This is a genomic window from Aureispira sp. CCB-E, assembly GCF_031326345.1.
Lineage (GTDB): Bacteria > Bacteroidota > Bacteroidia > Chitinophagales > Saprospiraceae > Aureispira.
Window position 1 is genome coordinate 2146439 of sequence record NZ_CP133671.1, and the last position, 24583, is coordinate 2171021.

The window sequence follows — 24583 nt, forward strand, 5'->3', positions numbered from 1 at the left end:
ATGTCAATGATAAATTTTTGAATGGTCTCTAAAGTAATATAGATAATGATAAACTAGGAATTTTTTAAGGATTCGTAGACCACAAAGATGCTCCTTTAAGCATTGCTCGTCTAGGAAGTTGTAAGCTCGCAACAATTAATGCTGCAAAATCTTCTGGCTGCAACACTTTTTCTTCATTGCCATCTGTTATACCTAGATTTAGAGACATATCGGAAGCAATCGTACTTGGAGTTAAAGTGCAAACTCTAATGTTATTTTTACGCACCTCTTTCATTAGTGATTCAGACATTCCTATAACGGCAAATTTGGATGCAGAATATGCAGAGGTCGTTGCATTTCCATTTAGTCCAGCGGTTGAAGAAACATTGATAATATCGCCTTCATTTTGGTCAATTAAGTGGGGCAAGACTTCTTTGGTTACGTAGTACATCCCCATTAAATTCGTTTGTATAATTTGTGTCCACTCGCTGACCGCCATTTCATTTAATGAACCAAAAGCAGCTATTCCTGCATTATTAATTAGAATATCTATAGAACCAAGACTTTGGATTAAATGATCAATTCCTTTTTTGACAGCCTCATAATTTCCAACATCAAATACCGCATAGGTTGCATTGATGCCTAATTTTTTCAATTCTGCAACGGTTGCTTTTAGCTTTTCCTCATTTCTACCTGTGACAGCAACATCTACTCCTTCTTTGGCTAATGCCAATGCTGTTGCTTTTCCTAAACCTCTACTACCTCCTGTTATAATGGCTTTTTTCCCTGTTAATTTTTCCATTTTGATTGATTTTATTTTTAATAATGATGTGCTGTTTGGTGCAGCAAGTCCCTTTGAGTGCAAAGATATCATTCAGGAATTAGAACAGTGGCAAATCATCTAATAATTCAATGTAAAATTTTAGATCATGGAAAAATAGTATGTTCCCAACAACGTCATGGTTTGGGGACTTGGTATTAAATATTTTTAATCATAAGCTTATTTTATTGGCAGTCTATAGTATAGGACACCCAAAAAGTTTTTATTATATAAAATAAGCAAGTTACGCCATAAATAATTGTTATTGCTCCGATAAGGTTACATTCGCCCAATGCCATTAATACCAAGCAAAAGCTTTGTAAAATCCCTAGGAGGGCAAGGATGAGCATTTCACCAGATTGGAGTGTTATCGTTTGTGTAGACCATTCAAATTTAGTGGATTTTCTTCTCCACAATAGTTCGTTGAAAAACTTTATTAGTTTGATAATCAACAAGTTATATCTTTGTTGTGTTTTGTGTTAAAATTTTGATTATCAAACTAATATAAATGTGCTTTTTTATCTTTTTGGTAAAAAAGTAAAAAATCAACGAACTACTATCTCCAAAGAATAGTATATAAAAGAGGAGTGATGATCAATTGAATTCCTTCCCAAATGGCAAGAATCCCATATTGAGTATATAATGTGGCGAGTGCTATAAGGCTACCAATAAGTATAATATGTTCTGAAATTATTAAGTCTGTAGTTCTAGCTTTTTGTCCTGTTGATCTGGATATTCTATTTCCGTTATCATCGGAGAGGTTGTTGTTCATAGATAATTTATTTTTGATATTAAATGCTGTATTTTTTGTAGTATATTTAGAGATTATTGCCCCAATAACCGCAGGAATGCTTTGGACGTTAAATGCTTCACTCTACAGAGTACTAAAATAAATTTGTCATAACAATTTAATTTATCTTGATGATTTTGTCCCCTAAGTGTATGTAGTTTTGTTCATTTATAATACTTATTGGATGTAGGGTAAGCGTAATGTATTTTTTTCTTAAAAACAACATAATAAAATGGCTAATCAGCAGCAATTATTTGAATTATTAGAGTCAGAAGATGTTAATAACCTTAAAGAAGGATTAGAGTTACTAAAAAACGAACCTAAGTTATTGGAGGCAGCTCAAAAGCGTTATTTGCCGCTCATCCGTGCTCGTCTTAATGACGCCACGGCAAGTATCTGGGATTTAGAAAAAGCAGTATTATCTTCTCAAGAAGTAGATTTTATTATTAGCAAATTAGGCAACCAATTTTTTAGCTTAGAATCTTTGAATACTGAAGAAAGTGATTTACTTGTACAAGTGTTAGGAGCGGCGCTGGCATCTGTAACCGATATCAACGATATATTAGAAACGATGCATCAATGGACTGAAGATGGCTTCTATGAATCTTCTATGGAAACAATAGGGCTTTTAATGGATGAAATCTATACTGCGTTAGACGAAAGTTCTAAGCAAGGACCTTATAATGGTTGGTATAGACGTGTACTTCGAAAACTAATGGATGATCATTGTCTTGAAAGTATTCAGTTGAATCATACTGCATTATCTACATGGCGCCATGATACACCAATTGTTCGATATTTTATGCTTTCTCTGACTTATATGTCATTTCATGGTGGGGCAGGAGGCTTATCCCTCGATATAGCACAATCTGATACGCCTCAATTAACCCCTATTTTTTGGCTATTTTATTACCATACTAAAATTAGTTTAGTAGATAGCACTGTAGATATTCCATTATCACCACTATCTTTTAGCAGGTGTTTTGAAATACAGAACCAAGGAGATGCTGGGGCTTGGAGTACTATTGTAGAGAAATATAGTTCACCCGAGTTACTTAAGATAGAAGATTCTATTGGATATAAGCAAATAAAAACGCAATAAATGGCTGGTCTCTTGGAGAAGAGATTACTGAATTGACTGGCAATTTTATTGGAGAGAGGTAAGAATAAATAAGTAACAGGGAATTTAGGCGCAGCCTAAATTCCCTGTTAAAAATATTGTTCAATGTTGTATTGGGTATGATCACAAAGGGCAAAATACTTGTGTATTTTAGTTGAAAACTAAAATAGTAGAATTAATAAATGCGCTGTGTGTACCTTAGGAGATCTCTAAGATTCTACCGAAGAAGGTTTGTATTTTACATAAATATTGATCCATATAGCTCTAGCTAAACGAGCAATCAAAGGTACAAACAATACACCTCCTGCAATCGCCGCTGCAAAGCTTTGGTTAACTGTTAGGTTAAATACAAAAAGGCAAAGTACCATAGCTGTTAACATATAGCCAGAGCTTAAACCATAACCGATATACATTGCTCCCCAATAAAAGCCAGGTTCTTTTTGAAAATCTTGGTTGCATTTAGGACAGCTGTCATGCATATTATAAATTCCTTGCATAGATGCCAACGAACTTTTGTATAAGTCCCCTTCATGACAACTAGGGCATTTGAAATTGGTGATACTATATAATTTTGATCCTTTTTTAAACATAATTGATAATATGTTAGATATATTTTAAATAAATTATTTTTTAAGATTGAGGTGATGGACGGTAATTCGATTGCGACCCAAACTTACAAAACCCATTTGTTCCATCTTTTTTAATAATCTAGAAATTGCTTCTCTAGTAGTATTCAAATCGAGCGCAATTTGCTTGTGGGTAATCTGAAATTCTTTTTTTTGTGTTAATTCGATTTTTTTAGATAGATAATCCATCAAACGTTGATCCAATTGCCCGAATGCAATGGCATCAATAGTCGAAAGTAATTCTTTAAAACGAATATTATAAGAATACATAATAAAATTTTTCCATTCGATGTGTTCTCTAGACCATTCGTCAATGTATTTAATAGGGATTGCTAGAATTTCAGTATCTTCTTCTGCGACAGCTTTTATGTCGCTTTTTTTGTCCATCATACAGCAAGTAAAAGCAGTAGGACAAGTATTTCCATGTGCTAAATAATACAACAGAATGTCTCCTTCTTTCCCTTCTTGCGTAACCTTAATAATGCCATCTAAGACAATGGGAACAAGTCGGATATGTTGCCCATAATCTAAGATGACAGTACCAGGTTTGAGTTGCATGACTTGACCAACTTCCACAATTTTATCCAATAATTTTCGGTCTTGAATCATGGGAAGTTCCGCCCTTAGTCTATTTTGTAATATTTGTTGTTCCATAGTTAATGTGGCAGTTTAGAACGCAGCGCACCATAAGTCAAGGTACCCAAAATAGCACTGGCAATGACAACAATCATAATTGGAAAACCATGCCCCAAAAGTGTATACATGGGACCAGGACAAGCTCCAGTCATTGCCCAACCTAATCCAAAGATGATCCCTCCAAAAAGGTACCTAGGAATACTCATTTGTTTGGGAGAGAATTGAATGACCTCTCCTTTTATATCTTTTAATTGTTTGCGTTTTATAATAGCAACCTGTATAATTCCTAACACAACTGCTACACCAATAATTCCGTACATATGGATAGATTGGAATAAAAACATTTCTTGAATTCGAAACCAAGAGATTGCCTCCGATTTTGTCATAACAATACCAAAGAGTATTCCTGCCAAAATATATTTTAAACCTTTCATGGTTTTTAAAGTTTTAAGATTAAAGGAAGTAAGATATGTGTCATTAATAAACCTCCGATAAAAAATCCGATGACAGCAATTAAAGAAGGCACTTGTAAATTAGACAAACCACTAATGGCATGTCCAGAAGTACATCCTCCTGCGTATCGAGCGCCAAACCCAACAAAGAAACCACCTCCGACAAAAAGCAACAAGCCTTTGAGGGTTAGCAAGGTTTCGAAGTTGAACAAATCCAAGGGCAAATACCCAGTTCCCTCAGCTATTGTACTAGGGTAGTTGATACCCCATCCTTGCAAATGAGCAATAGTTGCTGAAGAAATCTGAACAGGCTCTGGGCTTGTTAGGTAATTAGATGCTATATAACCACCAATAACAGCTCCTAGGGCAAATAATAAGTTCCAACCTTGTTTTTTCCACTCAAAATCAAAAAAGCTAATTTTTTTGCCTGCACCACCCGCAGCACACATGGCACGCATCGTAGCCGACATACCAAAGCTTTTGCCCCAGAAAAGTAAAATAAACATGGTAAAGGCAATCATGAAACCACTAAATGCCCAATGCCAAGGTTGTTGTATTAATTCTAACATTTTTTAATGTAATGTGTTTTAAAAAAAACGGAGAGTATATTAAATAGTATCGTAGTCTACGACCGTTTTTGAACGTTTAAGTAGGCTACAATACTATTTAATGATAGTTTTAAGCATTCCAAGCCAAGATGCCACCTTCTAGGTTAACCAAACTTTGAAATCCTAGTTGATGCATCAATTGGCAAGCTTGCCCACTTCTTTGCCCACTTCTACAGTATACAAAGTAGTTTTTATCTTTGTCCAATGCACTAACTTGAGTTTGGAAGTCATCGGCAAAAAAATCAATAGCAACAGCCCCTTCAATTTTGCCTTGTGCGACCTCACCAGGAGTTCTTACATCAAGTAGTACCACATTATCATTTTCCGCCATTGCTTTTTTGAATGCTTCGGGATTCAAATCTTTATAATTCATTATTTTTATTGGTCTTATTAGTCGAATAATTTTTATTAATTTTGATAGATAACGCATCGTTTAAGATAGTGTCGTAGGGCAAACAAATTCAGTTTTAGGGATTTCTGTTGCTGCAATAGCTTTGAATCCTCCAGCAATTTCTACCAAGTTATGGAAGCCTCTTGCTTTTAAAATAGAGCTGGTAATCATAGAGCGGTACCCCCCTGCACAATGAATGTGATAAGTGGTGTCTCTATTTAGTTCGTCTATATTATCATTAATATAATCTAGAGGGAAATTGCTTGCTCCTACAATATGCTCTGACTTAAACTCATTAGGTTTTCTTACATCCAAAACATTCAATTCGTTATTGGCAAGCTCTTGTTCTAAATCTTGAGCCGAAATAGATGTGATTTGATCAATTTCTTTGCCTGCCTTTGTCCAAGCTTCGATACCACCTTCTAAGTAACCCAAGACATTGTCATAGCCTACACGAGCCAAACGAGTAACTACTTCTTTAGCTCTACCTTCGTCTGTTACCAAAACAATGGGCTGTTTTAAATCAATAATAAGAGCGCCAACCCAAGGAGCAAACCCGCCATCAATACCGATGTTGATAGAATTGGGGACAAAAGCATCTTTGAATGTTTGAGGAGCTCTAGTATCTAAAATCAACGCACCTGTTTCGTTGGCAATTCCTTCAAAATCATTTGGTGAAAGTGCAACTACTCCTCTTTCAAAAACAGTATCTATACTTTCATAGCCGTTTTTGTTGAGCAATGCATTTTTAGGAAAATATTGAGGTGCTTGGGTTAGTCCAGAAGTAACTTCTTCGATAAACTCATCCTTGCTCATATTAGCACGAAGCGCATAGTTCGTCGCTTTCTGATTGCCCAAGGTATCAAAGGTTTCTTTACTCATATTTTTGCCACAAGCAGAACCAGCACCATGGGCAGGATATACAATGACATCGTCAGGTAATGGCATTATTTTATGGCGCAAAGAATCAAAAAGATGCCCTGCCAAATCCTCTCTAGTCAAATGAGTTTTTACAGCCAAATCAGGTCGACCAACATCCCCAATAAATAGGGTGTCTCCAGAGAACAAAGCTGTTTCTTTTCCATTGGCATCTAGTAGCAGATAAGAAGTCGATTCCATGGTATGCCCAGGAGTATGGAGTACCTTAATGCCAATTTCTCCAACACGCAAAATTTCTTCATCTTGTGCAATGTAAGCCTCAAAAGCTGTTTCTGCATTTGGTCCATATACAATGGTGGCTCCTGTTTTTTGGGCTAAGTCTACATGTCCAGAAACAAAATCAGCATGAAAATGTGTTTCAAGAATGTATTTGATAGTTGCCCCATCTTTTTGGGCACGTTCTATGTAAGGTTTTGTTTCTCTCAATGGATCAATAATAACTGCTTCTCCTTGAGATTCTATGTAGTAAGCACCTTGTGCCAAACAACCCGTATATATTTGTTCTATTTTCATGTTATAATAGTTTTTAAATTGATATCAACAATTAGTATGAATAATATCTGATACAAAGATAAAGTTTAATCTGCAGACCAAATGTGACGCAAATCACATAAAGCAAAATTTTTATCATTTATTAGTGACAGTGGTCCACGTTGAAGTATTTTTATTGTTTTTTTATGAAATTTAATTTGTAGAGAAACTCTTAATAGCAGCATTAATGGTGGGGAAGGAGCTTTTAGAGTAATTGCAAGGCATATCTACCAAGGCAATAGAGACACCCTCTTGTTGATAAAGTTGTACAATACTTTCCAACGCCTTTTCACCAGTGCTGTCGATTTGGTGTATGTGTGTACCATCTAGGATGGCATAATCAATCGCTTGCGTATTTTTTACCGTTATTTTTTCTTGTAATATGGCTTCCATCTTTTCTTTGAAGTGATTGCTATTGGCAAAATAAAGTTGTTCTTCAAAGCGAATGATAAGCGCATTGTTGGGGATTTCTACAAGCGTATCATTAAGAACAATATTGGGATACAAAGTGTCGTATAAAATTCCAATAATGGAAAGCAACACCCCAACTAATATTCCCTTTTGTATGCCAATTATCAAAGTCGCTAAGAAGGTAGCTAATAAAATAAAGAAATCACGCTTGTGACCACCTTTCCAAAGTTGAACGGCATCTTCAACAGAAATGAGTTTAAAAACAGCGACCATGATGATAGATGCCAATACTGCTTTGGGAAGGTAATAAAACAAAGGTGTTAGAAACAGTAACGTTAGAATAACAAAGGTGGCACTAATGATAGCTGCTAGATTGGTTTTGGCACCAGCTTGGTCGTTAACGGCACTTCTAGAAAATCCTCCTGTACCTGGAAAACTCTGAAAGAAGGAACCAAATAGATTGGCCATTCCTAATGCTATTAATTCTTGATTCGGATCTATTTTATAATCGTTGTGGCGAGCTTGTATCGCTTTCGATACGGCAATCGCTTCCATAAATGCAACTAAGGCAAGTGTGATCGCACTAGGTAAGAGTTTTTGAATAACCTCTAGGTTGAACAGTTGATCAGGAAGTTGAGGACTCGGCAATCCTTGAGGAATGTCTTGAACAATAGCTACATTGTATTGGTTTAAACCCAATCCCCAAACACCGAGTATTCCTGCTACGACTATAATCAACGGGGCAGGGATTGTTGGCGTATATTTTTTCGCAAGAATGATAATAAGTATCCCTGATAAACCAATGACAAGGGTATAAGGATTGATTTGATCCACTTTTTGTATCGCGTCTAACAGAATAGTATGCAAAAATTGCCCCTGCTCTAAATCAACCCCTATCAGGTGCTTGAGTTGACTGATGCTAATAATAATGGCTGCCGCAGAGGTAAAACCACTAATGACAGGGTGGGATAAGAAATTAACCAAAACTCCTAGCCGTAAAAAGCCCATTAATAACTGAATAACGCCAACTATTAGAGCTAAAAGAATCGCCAAACTAATGTATTCACTACTTTCTGCTTGTGCAAATTGACTAACACTAACGGCAACTAGTAAGGAATCCATCGCTACAGGACCTACTCCCAATTGTCTTGAGGTGCCTAAAATAGCATAAACTAATTGCGGGATAATAGCAGCATACAAGCCATAAATAGGAGGTAACCCAGCCAGCATAGCATAAGCCATTCCTTGGGGAATGAGCATAATACCTACTGTGAGGCCTGCATTGATATCTCCTTTTAAATGTTTTTTTTGATAATTAGGTAGCCAATCTAGGATAGGGAGTTTTGATTTTATATTCATCTCTGATTTTTGTTTTTGTTGACACAAAGATAAATAAGTAAAAGGGCTTATTTGGTGATGTGGGTCACATAGTTTGAAAAAATGAACGATTGAAGTAGCTGTAATTAGTTTTTGGGAACAGTAAGTAATCATTCAAAAAAATAACAGGTAAAATAGCCTCCTTTGATTAGCGCAAAAAGAATCCCATTTTTTGTTATTATTTTTTCTGACCACTTACTTAGGTGGAATAAAAGAACCCCAATCATACTGTTTAGATACAATTGGGGGGCGTTTCTCTGTTGGCGAGAATAGAATGGTCTTATTCTACGGTTGTTTAGAAGGATAAGTGAACTTCTGCTCGTCGAGCCAATTCGTCTCTTGCCGAACTATCAAGTTCTCCTAATGGAGTAGATCGAACTCGTTCTCCTTGAATGCCAGACTGTTTTAGGAAATTGGCAACCTCTTGAGCTCTTTCAGCAGATAGCCGTTCATTTAGTTCCTTGCGACCTGTTTTGCTTGCAAAGCCTTTGACCCAAAACTGAACGGTTGGATATTTTTCTAAGTAATGCACCAAAGTAGTTAATGTTTCTTGGGCTTGTACCGTCAAGCTAGATTTACCCACATCAAAATAGATTTTAGTTACATAGGTTCCTTTCTTTTGTGCTAAAAAAACTTCTAATTCGCTAGCAACACTTTTTTTTTCAGATTCTACTTTTTGAATGGTACGTTGAAGGCTGTCGATTTTACGTTGTTGCTCAACACTTTTTTGAGTAGCAATAGCCAATTTTGCAACTAGAGAATTATTAAAATCCTGTTGTTGATTTAATTGTTTTGTTAAAGCAGCGTTATTGCCATTATCTATAAAAATAGAATCTCTTTGCACAATTTTAAGGGTATCTTTAGAGGCTGGTTGAGTTGCTTTTAAGCGTTCTATTTGTAATAATAAAGCTCTTTGATTAGCTTGCATGCGCATCAATTCTTCTTGTGCAGCGGGGCTATAATTGTTGTTAATGACAAGGGTATCTTTTGCCCCACTTTGGCGGTTCAAGGCACTGGTTAACCGTTCAAGTTCTTGGGCAGATAGGGTAGACGAGTTAGACGGATTAACAGCTCCTGTACGTCCATCCGTTTTTTTCAACTGTTCAATATTCAATTGGTTTTGGAGTTCTTGTATTTTTAGTTTGTACTCGTACTCTTGTTGTTGCAACTTCAAATCAGCCTCGTATTTTTGTTGTTGTAATTGTAATTCTTTTGGCGTTGTATCTAGGCTAGGACGATTTTTGAGCAACTCTAATTGATGGAGCAGTTTCAATTTTTCTAGCTCATTGATATGCTTTTGTTCCTCCAACTTTAGTTGGTATTGCAATTCTTGTTCTTTGCTGTTAGGAGCACTTTTTTTCCGTTCTTGCTCTAGTTCTTTTTGCAAGGCTAATTCTGCTAACTGTCGTTCATATTTTGCTTTTTGTAACAGCAATTCATATTGATACTTTTGCTCTTGTTGCTGTAATTCTAATGTTCGAATCGTTTCAGAATTATCCGAGCTAGGAGATAAAGGAGTGGCGGCAGGTAATTTTTTTATAGAGTCATTTATAATCGTATTGATGGTAGGCGTTGAGATACGATTTTGTGTCAAACTATCAGTAGAGATATAGGTAGAATCTGCTTGATAATTTGTAACAGGAGGAAGGACTATATTAGGAATAGAATCATTTAAAAGACTATCTACGTTACGCTGAGGGAGTCTAGTTTGCTCTATCGAGTCAAGCTCCAAACGAGTAGAATCTAGCGTGTAATTTTGGGGCACAACAGGAGGAGCAATAGAACGAATAGAATCATCTAATATCCGATTCACTGTTGGTTTAGATATTTCATCAGGACGGATAGGAGCTACGTTTGAAGATGGCAGATTGGTGTTTTCTTCAGAAGATAAAGACGTAGAATTGATGGTATCACTTGTGACCGTTTTGATGGTCGTGGTGGTAGTAATAATTTTCTGCACAATAGTATCGGCAGATTGACCTGTGCTAGAAGACCATTCTTTTGTGGTATTGCCAGTTGTATTAGAAACTGGAGGCATTGTTGTTAACAAACCCTCTGTATAGATAATAGCAGGACGAATTTTATAAGTTTTTTGACCAAAGCTATAATGTGCAGAAAGTCCTACAAAGCTATACCAATCATTCATCTCAGGAGAATTGCCTCTTCTAGAGCGATTAATGCCACTTGGGTTAGCAGCATAAGCTTGAAAATTATCATTATAAGTAGTTCTATAGTTCCCACTAACATCGTCCAAATAATCGCTTCCTGTATACCGAACCAAGGCTTCTAGGTGCAAGTGAAAACGCTTGGATAGACGGAATTTTATTCCCAACCCTAAGGCAACATTCCAAGTAATTGGACTATAAGCATTTTCTTCTGTATTCAAAGGACGCAAAGAGGTTTCGTATTGATAATCTTGTTCTATTATTTGGGCATTGGCGGCATTGATCCCATTTTGATCTTCGGTACGGATTGTATTGTCAGACCAATAGTAATAACGATTATTATTATTAGAAAGTAAATCGCCTTTTGTTTCAAAGTAAGTCATTCCACCACCCAACATGAAGTACGGTGCGATGATACTGTTACTATTAAAAACCAAATCGTTATCTAAATAAACGATTCCCAGTAGACTAGCATCAAACAAATCTGTCTGAACGTTTAAAGCACGAGTATAAGTACCACTATTTTCATAGGTTCGATCACTCGCTTTGAATTGGCTTTTCATACCCCACAAACGCAAGCCAAATGTTTTGGAAAGGTGGTACTCAACTGAAAGCCCATAAGATAGAAAATTGAAATCTTGTATGGGTTGCTTAAATTGATGGGGTAAATCCCAAACTTGGTGACTTAAATCACCATAGTAATTACTCAGACCAGCGTGCAAACCAATCTTGACAGCATAGCGGTGTTGCTGTGCAAAAGTAGGAATGGCTAAGAGTAAAAAAAGACAAGAATAGATAAATTTATTCATTGGTGGTGCGTTTAATGGCTCAAAAAATGTGGCTAAGATTGGTTAGATGATGCCTCTAAAAGAAAGAAATAATAGCGACAAGCAGCATGAATTACTTACTAAAGTCCAACCATAAATCAACTTGGGCACTTACACCAATAAAAGGACGTATGTAAACCCGTTTTTCTATACCAGAGAGCTGACCTGCGGTCGTTGCATCTTCCAAGAAAGTTGCTCCAGCATTAAAATGAATAAATCGAAATAATTTGTAGCTCAAACCAACATAAGTAGGGCGTTTGAAGATGGGGCCGCTGACGGTGGTGTTATTCGCTCCTTGAAAATCTAGTAAAAAGACACCAAATGTAATGGATAAATTATTTAAAACTTTGGACTGAGAAGAACGCTTGCTCAATGGAAATGCAAAACCAACAAAAGGAGATGCTCCAATAGCTAAGTTGTTGGTCGAGCCACTAAGATAAGCTCCGCCAAAGCCTGCCTGAATGGCAATGGTACGTTTACTTTTTTCTGTAGAATAATTATCAATATATTTGTTATCAATCATCTTAAACCACTCTAGATTCATATATTGCTTTAGTTCACTGCGAATCATGGTGCGCAATTCTGACAACAACTTTTCACGGTAAGCAACTTTAGCATCGTTTTTATCTTCTTCTTGAAAAAGAACTTTTCCTTTAGATAAACTAGCTGTAGAAATTTGTTTGAGTTTAAATTTGATTAGATCAGAGAATCCCTCAAAATCTGTATGGGTACGATTTCTAAACATAGAAAGCCCTTTGTGAACAATCTTGTTGAGACTTCTCATAATTTGTCGCTCATTTTGTTCCAAACTAAGCGTATTGCGATTGACAATAATCACTTGCTCTAAATAAGTAAACAAATAAGAGTTGAGGATATTTGTCAACGTATCTCGTTCCTCTTGATTGATAGCTGCATAGTACTTAATGTTAAAATCGTATTCAGAGCTACCTTTTAGTTTAAAGTTGATGGGCAATAAAAATATGTTTTTGGTATTGCCTTTGGATCGTTTCCATTGGTTGGAGTAAAGTGGGAGGCGATTTTTTTTGCCCTTGGGATCAAGAATATCCAATTCAACAATGCCAATTTCTGGCTTAACAACGCCTTGTAGCATAATATGGGCTTCGGCAGGAAGCGGTTGATTTTCGCCAAAGACTACTTTCTCGTAGTCAAAAGTAACGCCTTTGTATTGGGCAAAAATAAGGTTTGAAATGGATAGAAAGCATATGATTAGTGTAATTGTGTTCTTCATAATTGTTGGCTGTCAAATTTTAGTGAGTTGGTATAAGTCAGGTAGTATTGTATTGATATAATGTTTAATTTGTTTTTTTGTTATTGCTTTATAGCTGCTTTTTGATAGAAAAGTAACATGAATATTAAGGGTTATATGTCAATATAAACTCTTTAATAAAATAAAAGTTGCATTTAGAAACTAAAAATAACTAGATGACTATAACTTAATTAAATAGAGTGCTTTTTTTTCTAAAAGTCACATATTAGTAGTCATTTTTTGCTTTACTATCACAAAAATAAAAAAGTATCTATGTCTGAACTGTGTGATAAGTGTATAGTGTTTTGATTATTAGTCTTTTGTATCTTTTTGATTTGTAACGGCATATTATTGATAGCCAAATGGATACAATTTTATCGAAAAAAATAATCTTAGAACATTACTTGTCCAAGCATTCTCGCAATAAACAGTACTATTTTTTGAATGCTCCTCATGGTTAAAAAAAACATCCAGTAGTACACGACTTCTCATTGTTTGTTTGGATCGCTAATGAAACTAGAGCGTTTTTATAGGGACTTAAAAGTAAAAAGAGACAACAATAATCTTATTGGTTGCCTCTAGTAAATTATTTTATTTTTTGTATAAAATCTTATGAATCGCTTTTTTCTTTATCGTCGGCACTAGGGGCTTTCCAAGTACTGTAACCTATAGAAACACCATTGGCTTTATTTAAAGCTTGTTGATTTCTACGTTTGTCATAAACCATAGCAATTGTCATGATAACACTAGTTGCCATGATGATAAATAGTAAAATTCCTGCTTCAAAACTCTCGACTTCTACTTCTTTTGGAATGGCATAAAAGAGCAATACTGTAATCAATCCACGTGGGGCAACAAATAATTGCGGAATAATATCGCCTCCTATTGTAATGCGTAAGATAACGAATCGAATGGCGTAGATAGATGCCAAAATTAAAGCACTGATAATAGCAACGTCTACATTGAGCAAGGAATCTAAAGCAATGGTTAAACCAAAAATAACAAAAAAGAAGGTTCGAACGACAAAGGCGGTTTCTATGGTAATAACGTGCAAATCTTCGTAAATATGGTTGGCTTTTTCAATGTGCAACCATTTGCTTAATCGACCTCTAAAGAAGAGTTGCATATTGCCTATTAGTAAACCAAAAATGAGGATGATAATTAAAGAAGAAAGGTGCATTTTTTTGCCTAAAGCATAGAGCAATAATAGGACAGATATAAGTAGGAATAACTTGGCGTGGCTGCTGATTTTTTGAAAAATGAAAATTAGTAAATAACTAGCAAGAAAAGAAACAGCTACCGTCAGACCTACATTTCCCAAAAAACCAACAAACCCCGAACCATGCCCTTCGTGTTCTATTTGTCCAGCCAAAAAGTAGAACAACATGATTCCCATGATGTCAGAAAATGTACTTTCATAGATGTGGAATTCTTTCTTGTTCTCATTCAAAGAAGTTACACTAGGAATAATAATAGCACTGGATAAAATAGACAAAGGAGTGGCATATATCCAAGAGGCTTCTACAGACATCCCTTCAACATAACGTTCTAGTATCATGGCTGCAACCCATGTTGAGAGCAATAGTCCAACCAAAGCAACTCCAAAGGCTTTGAGAATTGGCCAAAGCTTTTCCCGTTTGAGTTCTAACTCTAGGGCAGCTTCTAACACAATCATGATGAGACCGACTATTCCAAGAATTTCTAAAATAGGAAAGAAATCAATCTCGTCTAAGTGCAAGGCATCCATTCCTAATTTCAGACCAATACCCAAAAAGATAAGCATAAGCACCGATGGGATATTGGTTTTTTTTGATAATTCTCCGAAGAAAAAAGAGAGAATAATAACCAAAGATGCTATGATGATAATATTATATGAATTAAAAATTTCCATTGTAGAAATAATATTAAATGTTGTTTAAAACTTAGATGTGCAACGAGGTATAATCGTTGTGATAATTAGTGTGAAAGTTGACAATCGTAGCCCCAATCTTTGATCAAATTGATCAATTCTTGTTGGTGGTTTCCTTTTCGAATCAATACTCGTATTTGAAAGTCTGTGTTGGTATTATTAGTGATCAAGGTAGGGCGATAATCGCTGTCTAGATATGGAACTCCCATTAGTTTATATAGCAGCATTTCAGCCGATAAGTTAGAAGTATCTTTATCATTCGCACTAATGTTTAAATCACAATATTCTTGCATGAGACTATCTGTTAGCAAACTAAAGCCATTTTCTTGTAGAATCATGTAGTTGATGTATTTCATGCCGTTGTTGGTAATGACATAAATCCCTAAGCGATTCATTTTATTGATAACGCCAGTATCTTCGCCGACAGTGATGCGCTTTCCTTGTTGAAATTCAGGATCAAAGCAAAGAAAACGTCCAATCATATAGTCTCTCATCAAAGGAAAGGTAATAGAAATAAGGAACAAAACAATCATTCCATGCCAAAGAGGATGAATGAGCATGAAGATGCTTACAGAAATAACAACAAAGATTAATTCGTACAGCAACAAGAAATAGCGAAGTCTACGAGATAGGCGTTCCTTAAATTTGACGGTAGCGGGTAGCTGTGGAATCTGATTTTTTAAAAATTGGAGAAATCCATAAAACAGCAGCAAAAAAACAACTGTTCCAAAGAAAAACATCCAAGTAAAATGAGGTTTTAACAAGTCTGACATGTTTATTTTAGCATTTGTTTTAAATCATTAACAATGGTTGTTTCAATTTCTATGAAACCATCTAATTGGCGTTTCAAAATACCGACATTGATTAAACGTCTAATCACAGTCGCATAACGTTTTTCAAAAGCACTAGCCCCAAGCAATTGGCGAATCAAATATTCGTTGGCTCGTTTGTGCAACAGGAGCAAATCCAATATTAAGGTAGAATCTTCGTTTAAGAAACTAGGCAAGCCTTTGTAAGTATCAGGACGATGTTGTACGGTATTTTCGTCAATGTAATACGTAGAATTTGCCCAATGCAATAATGCTTCCCCAACATTTCCTGCCGATGCTTTGTAGATTTTAAGCACCAATTTATTAAAAGCGGGAGGCGTTAAAATATCTCCTTTCGCATCAATCAGTTTTTTTTGTGTTGCGCCATGTCTGACCATAATAGCTTGTTGCATGGCTTCTTTAGAAAGATAATTCAAGTCGATTTCTGCTTGGAAAATACGTTTTGCATTGCTATAATTGGTAATTTGTTTTCTTGCTTGTGAATTGGTCGCTACGACAAAAAAGATGCGATTAGAATAAGCATCAATGCAATTCATCAAGTGATGAATATTTTGATAAAATGGAATTTTGTTTGACCACCAAACCTCAATATCATCAATCCAGAGCATGGTCTTTTTGTTGATGCTGTGCTTGCAAACAAAATCTAAGGCTTCTTTTAAATCATAGCTCGTTTGCATTTTTCGACCGTCAATTGTCAGCGTAGAGTTGGGAATGAGGCTATAGTAGTTTTGCATAAAGAATTTGCGAGCAACGATCTCACCAAAAACCGATTTGCCTGAAAAACGGTCTCCTGTCAACAAAACAGAGCCTCTGAATCCTTGTTTCCAATTGGTAACCAAGTCACCAAAACGTTTGATGTTTTCTTCTCGCCCCACAATAAATGATTCCCCAACATACCCTTTGGTCAAAAAGATGTTGGTATAATGTTTATTGTTAGGGTCTGCCATTCTGCTTTGGATACAAAGCGTTATTTTTTCGGAAACACTTAGCTGTTGCCCTTGATAAAATTTGTCTTTTAAGGCATTAAATTTATCTAAGATTGTTTTTAGCCAACGTTGGGCTTGCGCTAACCAACCACTTTCATTGTTCCAGATTTTTTGATTTAAGGTCGATTGCAAAGAAACCGACAAAAAATGCGATTGGGTATCAAACAAGTTTGATATTCTTAACTCTTCTTGTACTCGGTTATCGATCAGGTGAACCAAATTGGTAATATTATCCCCCAACATGACCAAGTCTTTTTGGAAAGTATGCAAAGGTTTGACCATATTAATATGATCCTTAAATAAATCCTCTGGGCGTTCTTTCTGAAGAATGTCCAATCGATTGGTCATGTTCAATAAAATCATTCTTAACCCTGTCGTTCCTTGTTCTGTAATTTCCCAAACTTCATAAAGTAGAGGGTAAATCTCGGATTCAAACCATTGCAAAATATTTTTATAAGGCAAAAAGACACGCCGCTCCAATATGCCGCCATGAATACGAACCACAGGAGAGAGTTTAATATCATAAGGCTTTAATAAACTCTCTAGTTGTTGTTTAAAAGCAGAAATGTAAACAACATTTTTCATCTTGTCCATGATTTCATGGATAGAAGTTAGTTTGTATAAGGGCTTGGTATCTACAGTAGTAATTAAGTTGATAACCGTATCAATCTTATTGTTATTGGTATCCAAGTCAGATAGACAGGTATCAATGGTGTCTTTAACAATTAATTCTGTGGCATACAATACCTCTTGAATCGTTTTTAGTTTTTGGTAATCATCATTCAATAGATTGGCTTGATCTACCAGTAAGATGATTTGAGCTTTGTATATTAACCAAGGATTTTCTTGATGTTGGAGCTGCTTGAGCGCTTTTTCTTTATCAGAATTAGTTAATACAATTTCTTTGATTGCTTGCAAGGCTTCTTTTGCCAAGACAAGTGTTTCTTCCCAAAGGGTTTTGATTTGATTTTTTTGCAGAATGCTATCTTTGTAAAAAATAGCTGCTTTCTGCTGCTCAAATAGGCTATCTCTAAGGAACAACAAGAACATTTTTGCTTGGTCTGCCCATACAAAAGTAACCGCATGACAAGAAGCTGCTACTTCGTTATCCAATTCGAGTTCTTTTTGGGAAAGGACGTTATAACAAATGTCTCCTTTTTCGACCATTTGACCTGCTATAACGGCAATGTTTCCTACTAGCCAGTCCAAACGATCTTCAAAAGAAGGCGTTTCGTTGATTAAGTATTCCCAATCTTCTATAATTTTGACAATACTATTTTTATCTATAGTGCTTGCTTCCATTCAGTTGGTATTTAACGATTGAAATTGTTTACTATTAACGTTTAAAGGTATTCAAATCATGCTATGAACAAGGCCAATTATAAATAATGTGAACTTATTGTTTTAGTGCTCCAAAAACAATTAATTATACTATTTGTATAAGTCTAATACATTAGAAAGTAGTGTTGTCTGTTGTTGGGTGAAATGAATGAATGCTTGCCCTATATAGTTTTAGTAAACGATTGAATGCATAAGCACAAAATTATCAATTTTTATGGAAAAGGAAATTTTATACTCATTCTTATTCTAAAGATAGATTTTCTTTTTTCAATCAATGTCTAATAATAATAATAATCTTTATATAATCACTAAATTGTAGAAAGATATAGTGTTTTTTGTGTTTTTAAGTGTTTGATTGTTAGTGTTGTATGTTTTTGATTGGAACTTCAAAGTTCTAATGATTAAATTTATATAAAGATGTTTTGGAGTTTGTTAGTTCCCTTCGTTATAGAAAATTAAACAATTAATTGATAGCAACCTCAAGTATTACTCATTACAACACAACTAAGGACTAATAATAGCAGTAATGTGGTATATGCCAATTGGAATTTCTGCATAGATAAACAAACTTAGATTCTAACTTGTTCATAAGCAAAAAAGAATTCATTATAGCTTCACGATGAAAAATAGATGCTTGAATAGATGTATTTAAACGTTTTGTTATACGTTTTAACACCCTGTCATTTTTTGAGTTCTTCTATGAATCCGAATCAAGTATAGCAAGTAACAACAGCTCACAAAGTAAAAACATAAGCTTAGTACGCTGTTATTATATGGCACTTCGTAAAATCGTTTTATGGAATGAATGGTATAGGCTTAACTATTTTTAGATGGTTTGGAATGAGTCATGGAATAAGCGATACCTACGATAAGTGCTAAGACTATAAAAGCCAATGAAAACCATTCGGGTAGGTGAATATAGTGTATGATAATCAGTTTTATACCAACAAAAAGTAAAATGGCAAAAACACTGTATTTGATGTAGTAAAACTGTTCTAGCATATTTACTAAGAAAAAATACATGGCTCTTAATCCCAGAATAGCAAAAATATTAGAACTAAAAACAATGAAAGGATCTGTTGTAATAGCCAAAATGGCGGGAATGCTATCTAAGGCAAATAATATATCTGTAATCTCAATAACAACCAAGGCACTAAATAGAGGAGTAGCTTTGCGAATACCATCTTCGATTAGCCAAAATTTTTCTCCATTATAAGAAGTTGTAAGCGGAACAAAGCGTTCTATAAACTTGATTTGACTGCTAGGGGCTGCTTCATTTTCATCTTCTTCTGTTAGCATCTTGAATGCTGTATAAATTAAAAATGCTCCAAAAACATAGGTCATCCAACTTATTTTGTTAATCAATAAGGTACCTGGAAAAATCAAGGCAGCCCTAAAGAACATAGCACCCATAATTCCCCAAAACAATACTCTATGTTGGTACTTGACAGGAATTTTTAAAGAAGAAAAAATAAATGCCATCACAAATAAATTATCAACACTAAGCGATAATTCAATCAAATAGCCTGTTAAGTATTTGAATGTAGCGTCTAAAGGGGTAAGGTGGCTAGGGTTATCCACTAGTTGATGGCTATAAGCCCAATACAATACTCCCGAAAAACTTAAAGCAAAAAGAACCCAATACAATGTTTCTAATGCAGTCTTTTTATTAGAAGGGTGGTCTTGCTTTTTGTTAAGTACTGCCAAATCTATATAAAGTAATAGAACTACTAGTATTAACAAGGCAATATATATCATAAGATGTATTTTTAAATATTAGTGGTTATAATTTGCAAAAAATAAGGAACACAAAGAATGTCGAAAAAGTTTATATCAGCTTAATAATTAGGTAATATATCTATTGTAATTTTATTAAACAATAAATAATTTCCCATTCTATCTCCAAATAAGCTAATGATGAAAACGCCAGTTATATTGATGCTTGTTTTGCTATTTACTGTTGCTTGCCAACAGGTAAAAACAAAATCTAACTCGTTGCTACAAAAAGAGGAACAGCATAAAATTTATCCTGTTCATTGTAGTATCAAAGAAAATCAACAAGAGAAGGTGGCAGATAAAGAAAAGAAGTATGTTCAAGAAAACCTAAAATTGGGTGCAACAAAAGATAAGGAAGGGGTGCTGGTGTTTTGGTCTATTAAAGAAAATACGCAAACAGAGGCTTTTGTAGTTGAGAAGTCGTACGATAAAATAAATTTTGTACCGATAGGGCGAATAGAGGACGCGCTACAAGGAGCTTCTAAACACTACAGTTATATTGACCATTTTCCAGCGAAGCAACGCATTTATTACCGTCTAAAGCAACTCTATAAGGATGGAACTTATTATAATAGTCCTCCAAAAGAAGTAGACATAGACAATAGTTCTGAAGGATGGTTGTTCGTTAAATCTATCTGCCAGTTTTCTAAATTGCGTGTAGAATTAGCCTTAGAAATGGCTCAATTTCCTGTAGAAATTGAGCTGTATAATGATTTAGGAGCAAAAATAAAATCTTATATAGAGCACCAATCGCATTCAGAGTTGATGCTGCCTTCTTTGTTGCAAGAAGGTGGAACCGTGAGAGTGATTACTGCTGATCGAAAAGTTGAGACACAACGATTTTAATATTTTACAAACTTTTGTACAAATTTGGAGGTGGGAGTTTCTAATTCTACAATATACATACCTCTAGCCCAATCTCCAACCTCAAATTCCCAATAACGAATGGTAGGAGCTTCTGTTTGAATAGTCCAAGAAGCAACTAGTTTTCCTGATGTATCATAAATTCGAACAGGGTAAGTACCTTGTTCTGTTAACGATGCTTTGAGATGGAGATAGCTAGAAGTAGGAGAGGGATAAACAACTAAAAGGTTGTTTTCTTGTGGTGTAGAAAAATAGTCTGCGAGCTCTTGCATTGCTCTACCCAAATTAAGGCGACCACCAGAAACAGAAGCTTCAAAGCTTAATTTTTTATCTACACTATTGATTAAAATAGATTTGACTAATAAAGCGGCTTGTTGAGGAGTGTTTTTTACCATGGCAGCCCAACGATCATTAGGATAACTATAGAGTAGTGCAATCGCGCCCGTTACGTGAGGAGCAGCACCAGAAGTGCCTCCAAAATCACCATAATAATCGTTCCATCGTGTACTTTTGCTAGCAGCAGGGGCAAACAAGTCGATGAATTGATGTCCATACCCAGCTACTTGTCGATCTTCTTTAGAGCTTTCGCTTACGCCGATTAAATACGCTGAGGTGCAAGAACAAGGCATATCACCATAACGATCAATATTGGTATCACTATTGGTAGTAGCGGCAACGCTCAAAATGCCCACACTACCAAGCGAGTCATACAGTGCGCACCAGATAGGATGGTTTTCAGCCCAAGCAAAATCAATTCCCCAAGAAGAATTGGTACTAACGACTAGTGCTCCTTTTTGACCATTAGATAGGTTGTAAGCTCGACGCATATCTAGGGCATAAGAGTAGCCCTCAATTATATTAGAGATTTTAGTAATTTCAGTTGCCGTATGAGCACTTAGTAGCATGAGCTTTATATCCCAGTTGATGCCACTTGTTCCGACACTATTATTGCCTTTTGCCCCAATGATACCCAAAACAGAAGTGCCATGGTTGCTGATGCTTCCGTAATCGTGGCGATCGGTGTTGTAGACCAATTGCCAACCTGTATAATCATCTATGAGACCATTGTTGTCATCATCAATCTGGTTGTTAGGAATTTCGGCATGATTGTGCCAAATATTGTCTTTCAAATCTTCGTGAGGGACAAAAAAAGAACCATCAATGACAGCGCAAACGATGGTATCTCCCAATGCCGTTTGTCCGCCTGTTGTGTATTGCCACGCTTGTTGAACTTGAATGGTGTCTAATGCCCATTGTGTATCGTATAGAATATCATTGGGAGTATTTCGCCAAGTAATAATTGCATCCTTTTGAACTGTTTGAACGCTAGGATGTAACTGTAATTTTTCCGACATGTTCAATGCGACAGGACTAGATAACAGGTGAATATTTAAAGAGGTAGATAAGCGTTTTTTATAAGTTAGAGTGGCTCCATAATCAGCTAATAGAGATTCCACATCTGAGTTAGGAGGTAGCATGACAATCAAATCCTCATACGAAGTAGAAGAAGATTGTGCAAATAGAAAAATGGGGAACGTACAAAGCAATAGTAAACGGATAATTTTATGCATAAGAGGAAGTGAAATTAAGAAACTAAGGGTACGTTTAAATAACTAACTTTATCCACAAAGTTAATGCCTTTTTCTGTATAATCCTTAGGATTCTTCCTTAGTAGGGACATTAAAGATAAAACCTACGCCAAAAACATTTTCAATACTTAACTCAGGATCATTTTTTAGATATTTTCTTATTTTGGTAATAAAAACATCCAAACTTCTCCCCAAGAAATAATCATTTTCTCCCCATAAAGCCATTAACATATCTTCCCTTTTTATCAAATTGTTTCGATGTTGATAGAGATATTTTAAAATAAGGGATTCTTTTTCGGTCATCCTTCGAGTGTTATCATTGATGGTCAAAGATTGATTGCGAGTATTAAATTGATAGTTACCAACATATAAAATCGGGGGTTGCGGCATAGAATTGGGAACAACTCTACGAATTAGGGCCTTGATTTTCCAAAGTAGCTCTTCTTCGTCAAAAGGTTTGGTAATATAGTCGTCAGCACCCAATGTATACCCTTTTAGTTTGTCAGCTTTTAAGGACTTGGCGCTAATGAATACAATAGGAATATTGGCGTTTTGTAACCTGATTTCTTGGGCAACAGAAAATCCATCGAGATATGGCATCATAATATCTAGTAAGCATATATCGTAACGTTGTTGTTGAAATGCCGTTAAAGCTTTGCGCCCATCTCTACAAAGCTTGACCTCAAAGCCTTCTTCTTCTAAGTAGTCCATTAAGAGGAGTCCCAAGTTGAGGTCATCTTCTACTAATAGTATTTTGTGCATGCTTGATTAGTTTACAATAACTGGTGATTGAAGTTGATTTACTTGTATTGGATGGAGTGGCAAGATGATACAAAAGACTGTTCCTTGTCCTTTTTGGCTTTTCAAGGTAATGCGTCCGTTGTGGCGTTTAACAATACTTTGTATGTATGTTAAGCCAAGTCCAAACCCCTTGACATTGTGTACGTTGCCTGTAGGAACCCTGAAGAACTTGTCAAAGACTTTTTTTTGATATTTGGGGTCAATTCCAATTCCTTTATCAGCAACTATAATAGATAGGTGTTGGGCAGTAGAAGTTGTTTGGATCGACAAATCTATTTTTTGAGCAGAATACTTAATAGCATTATCAATAAGGCTACAAAGCATATTGCTAAGGTGTATTTTATCCCCTAAAATAACCGCTTGTTTAGCTGTTAATTGTAGATTCAAATTTCCTTGTTTAGCTTCAACTTGCAGCTGTGCCGACTTGATAATTTGTTGGATAATCGAGTGCATGTCTAAGGTTGTTTTTTGCAACGGAATCTCTCCACGTTCTAAGGCACTCATTCCTAACATTTGCTCTACTTGGAGGGCTAGTTTTTGATTTTCTTCTGAAATAATTTCAGCATAATGCTGTATTTTTTCCTTTTTAGATAGCTTGCTGCTTTTTCCCAACATTTTACTGGCTAAAGCGATATTCGTAATCGGTGTTTTGAATTCATGGGTCATATTATTGAGAAAGTCTGTTGTATGCTCTGATATTCTTTTCTCTTTGAGAAGCGATAAGGTTGTGCGCCAAAATAATATCAATACAAGTAAAATTAGCAAGATAGAAGTAATGAACAAGGGACTCATTTCTGCCCAAATAAATTGTTTTTTATCCGCAAAAATGAGTTTTAACTCTAGTTGGTTTTTAGGGGTGAAGCCTTCTAAGTTTTTGTTATAAATGTAGTTCAGGTAGTCAGGAGCTTTGTTGGGCGGTTTGGAAATAACAAAGGAATAATCAATATTAAAATCATAAAATGCCATATAGTGCGCAAAAAGCGAGTCGATTACTTGGGACTCAACAACTCCTAATTGAGTGATTGTTCCAGTAGTATTTTCGGCGGCGGAAGCTTCAATTTTTTGACAGGTTTCTTGGTCATTGTACAATGCGGCAACCGTTTTTGCAAGAACAATATCAGCTTTTTCACTAAAAAGTTTTTCCTTGATAGTTGCCATTTGAAAAACCCAGTTGATTTGTATGATTAGAATGGTCAACAAGGCAAGGGAAGAAAAAGCAATAAAAGAGTAGGTTCGTTTCATAAATGGTTGTTTGTAGAATTTATGATAGAAAGAGTAGTAGCATAGCTAACTAAAAGCGCAGCGCTCACGAAGTAATCAACGACCACGAAGTAGCAGCGAACCGAGCTATGCGAGCTCACGACCGTAGGGAGTAACAAAGCTAACTACCAATAATACTAACAAAAAACTAAAAAATAATGAATGATATACTGGATAGAGTGTTGCATTAACAACTCAATAACAAGTCAATAACGGCTGACTAACAGCTCTTTTGTGGATTCAAAACTATCTTTGAAAGGTAAACGTTATGCATTATTAAAAAAAAAT

General features: G+C 35.5%; 19 protein-coding genes. 2 read left to right on the forward strand and 17 right to left on the reverse strand.

What is annotated here, in order from left to right:
- Positions 1-64: 64 nt before the first annotated feature.
- Complete coding sequence (locus tag QP953_RS08230; protein ID WP_052595892.1) at positions 65-781, reverse strand: 3-ketoacyl-ACP reductase; 717 nt, start codon at positions 779-781, stop codon at positions 65-67.
- A gap of 1040 nt (positions 782-1821) precedes the next feature.
- Between QP953_RS08230 and QP953_RS08235 the strand changes: the two genes are divergently transcribed.
- Positions 1822-2691: a hypothetical protein gene (locus tag QP953_RS08235; protein WP_309554612.1), complete on the forward strand. Its 870-nt coding sequence runs from the start codon at positions 1822-1824 to the stop codon at positions 2689-2691.
- Between the two features lie 227 nt (positions 2692-2918).
- On the opposite strand, the gene QP953_RS08240 is transcribed toward QP953_RS08235, so the two are convergent.
- From QP953_RS08240 to QP953_RS08300, 13 genes are all read right to left on the reverse strand, one after another.
- Positions 2919-3299, reverse strand: coding sequence for a DUF983 domain-containing protein (locus tag QP953_RS08240; protein ID WP_052595886.1), 381 nt, complete (start codon positions 3297-3299; stop codon positions 2919-2921).
- Positions 3300-3332: 33 nt separating this feature from the next.
- The gene (locus QP953_RS08245; protein ID WP_052595885.1) at positions 3333-3989 is read right to left on the reverse strand and encodes a Crp/Fnr family transcriptional regulator; all 657 of its coding nucleotides are present in this window, start codon (positions 3987-3989) and stop codon (positions 3333-3335) included.
- A 2-nt stretch (positions 3990-3991) separates the two neighbouring features.
- Positions 3992-4405: a DUF6691 family protein gene (locus QP953_RS08250; protein WP_309554613.1), complete on the reverse strand. Its 414-nt coding sequence runs from the start codon at positions 4403-4405 to the stop codon at positions 3992-3994.
- Positions 4406-4410: 5 nt separating this feature from the next.
- Complete coding sequence (locus QP953_RS08255) at positions 4411-4992, reverse strand: YeeE/YedE family protein (protein WP_052595881.1); 582 nt, start codon at positions 4990-4992, stop codon at positions 4411-4413.
- A gap of 109 nt (positions 4993-5101) precedes the next feature.
- Positions 5102-5404 carry a rhodanese-like domain-containing protein gene (locus QP953_RS08260; protein ID WP_052595879.1) on the reverse strand — a complete coding sequence of 101 codons (303 nt, stop codon included), beginning with the start codon at positions 5402-5404 and terminating at the stop codon, positions 5102-5104.
- A 60-nt stretch (positions 5405-5464) separates the two neighbouring features.
- On the reverse strand, positions 5465-6874 hold the full coding sequence (locus tag QP953_RS08265) for a rhodanese-like domain-containing protein (protein WP_052595877.1): 1410 nt from the start codon (positions 6872-6874) through the stop codon (positions 5465-5467).
- 171 nt (positions 6875-7045) lie between these two features.
- Positions 7046-8662 carry a SulP family inorganic anion transporter gene (locus tag QP953_RS08270; protein ID WP_052595875.1) on the reverse strand — a complete coding sequence of 539 codons (1617 nt, stop codon included), beginning with the start codon at positions 8660-8662 and terminating at the stop codon, positions 7046-7048.
- A gap of 313 nt (positions 8663-8975) precedes the next feature.
- Complete coding sequence (locus tag QP953_RS08275) at positions 8976-11654, reverse strand: DUF6089 family protein (protein ID WP_309554614.1); 2679 nt, start codon at positions 11652-11654, stop codon at positions 8976-8978.
- A 91-nt stretch (positions 11655-11745) separates the two neighbouring features.
- Positions 11746-12921 (reverse strand): hypothetical protein, encoded by a 1176-nt coding sequence (locus QP953_RS08280; protein ID WP_052595871.1) that lies wholly within the window; start codon positions 12919-12921, stop codon positions 11746-11748.
- 628 nt (positions 12922-13549) lie between these two features.
- Positions 13550-14830, reverse strand: coding sequence for a cation:proton antiporter (locus QP953_RS08285; RefSeq protein WP_052595869.1), 1281 nt, complete (start codon positions 14828-14830; stop codon positions 13550-13552).
- A gap of 65 nt (positions 14831-14895) precedes the next feature.
- A complete protein-coding gene (locus QP953_RS08290; RefSeq protein ID WP_052595867.1) occupies positions 14896-15621 on the reverse strand; it encodes a hypothetical protein in 726 nt (241 codons plus the stop codon).
- Between the two features lie 2 nt (positions 15622-15623).
- On the reverse strand, positions 15624-17966 hold the full coding sequence (locus tag QP953_RS08295) for a hypothetical protein (RefSeq protein ID WP_309554615.1): 2343 nt from the start codon (positions 17964-17966) through the stop codon (positions 15624-15626).
- A gap of 855 nt (positions 17967-18821) precedes the next feature.
- Positions 18822-19763 (reverse strand): TerC/Alx family metal homeostasis membrane protein, encoded by a 942-nt coding sequence (locus QP953_RS08300; protein ID WP_052595863.1) that lies wholly within the window; start codon positions 19761-19763, stop codon positions 18822-18824.
- Between the two features lie 159 nt (positions 19764-19922).
- On the opposite strand from QP953_RS08300, the gene QP953_RS08305 reads away from it, so the two are divergent.
- Positions 19923-20627: a hypothetical protein gene (locus QP953_RS08305; protein ID WP_309554616.1), complete on the forward strand. Its 705-nt coding sequence runs from the start codon at positions 19923-19925 to the stop codon at positions 20625-20627.
- Here QP953_RS08305 and QP953_RS08310 read toward each other — a convergent pair.
- From QP953_RS08310 to QP953_RS08320, 3 genes are all read right to left on the reverse strand, one after another.
- Positions 20624-22216, reverse strand: coding sequence for a S8 family serine peptidase (locus tag QP953_RS08310; protein ID WP_309554617.1), 1593 nt, complete (start codon positions 22214-22216; stop codon positions 20624-20626). The genes QP953_RS08305 and QP953_RS08310 overlap by 4 nt on opposite strands.
- 84 nt (positions 22217-22300) lie before the next feature.
- A complete protein-coding gene (locus QP953_RS08315; RefSeq protein ID WP_309554618.1) occupies positions 22301-22996 on the reverse strand; it encodes a response regulator transcription factor in 696 nt (231 codons plus the stop codon).
- A 6-nt stretch (positions 22997-23002) separates the two neighbouring features.
- Entirely contained in the window at positions 23003-24277 is a 1275-nt protein-coding gene (locus tag QP953_RS08320) for a HAMP domain-containing sensor histidine kinase (protein WP_309554620.1), read from the reverse strand.
- Positions 24278-24583 lie beyond the last annotated feature (306 nt).

What these genes read in the sequence shown, in the direction of transcription:
- QP953_RS08240 (WP_052595886.1), bottom strand. Translation starts at nt 3,299, where the DNA reads ATGTTTAAAAAAGGATCAAAATTATATAGTATCACCAATTTCAAATGC.
- QP953_RS08285 (WP_052595869.1), bottom strand. Translation starts at nt 14,830, where the DNA reads ATGGAAATTTTTAATTCATATAATATTATCATCATAGCATCTTTGGTT.
- QP953_RS08265 (WP_052595877.1), bottom strand. Translation starts at nt 6,874, where the DNA reads ATGAAAATAGAACAAATATATACGGGTTGTTTGGCACAAGGTGCTTAC.
- QP953_RS08300 (WP_052595863.1), bottom strand. Translation starts at nt 19,763, where the DNA reads ATGATATATATTGCCTTGTTAATACTAGTAGTTCTATTACTTTATATA.
- QP953_RS08280 (WP_052595871.1), bottom strand. Translation starts at nt 12,921, where the DNA reads ATGAAGAACACAATTACACTAATCATATGCTTTCTATCCATTTCAAAC.
- QP953_RS08270 (WP_052595875.1), bottom strand. Translation starts at nt 8,662, where the DNA reads ATGAATATAAAATCAAAACTCCCTATCCTAGATTGGCTACCTAATTAT.
- QP953_RS08275 (WP_309554614.1), bottom strand. Translation starts at nt 11,654, where the DNA reads ATGAATAAATTTATCTATTCTTGTCTTTTTTTACTCTTAGCCATTCCT.
- QP953_RS08310 (WP_309554617.1), bottom strand. Translation starts at nt 22,216, where the DNA reads ATGCATAAAATTATCCGTTTACTATTGCTTTGTACGTTCCCCATTTTT.
- QP953_RS08255 (WP_052595881.1), bottom strand. Translation starts at nt 4,992, where the DNA reads ATGTTAGAATTAATACAACAACCTTGGCATTGGGCATTTAGTGGTTTC.
- QP953_RS08305 (WP_309554616.1), top strand. Translation starts at nt 19,923, where the DNA reads ATGAAAACGCCAGTTATATTGATGCTTGTTTTGCTATTTACTGTTGCT.
- QP953_RS08235 (WP_309554612.1), top strand. Translation starts at nt 1,822, where the DNA reads ATGGCTAATCAGCAGCAATTATTTGAATTATTAGAGTCAGAAGATGTT.
- QP953_RS08295 (WP_309554615.1), bottom strand. Translation starts at nt 17,966, where the DNA reads ATGGAAGCAAGCACTATAGATAAAAATAGTATTGTCAAAATTATAGAA.
- QP953_RS08230 (WP_052595892.1), bottom strand. Translation starts at nt 781, where the DNA reads ATGGAAAAATTAACAGGGAAAAAAGCCATTATAACAGGAGGTAGTAGA.
- QP953_RS08260 (WP_052595879.1), bottom strand. Translation starts at nt 5,404, where the DNA reads ATGAATTATAAAGATTTGAATCCCGAAGCATTCAAAAAAGCAATGGCG.
- QP953_RS08245 (WP_052595885.1), bottom strand. Translation starts at nt 3,989, where the DNA reads ATGGAACAACAAATATTACAAAATAGACTAAGGGCGGAACTTCCCATG.
- QP953_RS08290 (WP_052595867.1), bottom strand. Translation starts at nt 15,621, where the DNA reads ATGTCAGACTTGTTAAAACCTCATTTTACTTGGATGTTTTTCTTTGGA.
- QP953_RS08315 (WP_309554618.1), bottom strand. Translation starts at nt 22,996, where the DNA reads ATGCACAAAATACTATTAGTAGAAGATGACCTCAACTTGGGACTCCTC.
- QP953_RS08320 (WP_309554620.1), bottom strand. Translation starts at nt 24,277, where the DNA reads ATGAAACGAACCTACTCTTTTATTGCTTTTTCTTCCCTTGCCTTGTTG.
- QP953_RS08250 (WP_309554613.1), bottom strand. Translation starts at nt 4,405, where the DNA reads ATGAAAGGTTTAAAATATATTTTGGCAGGAATACTCTTTGGTATTGTT.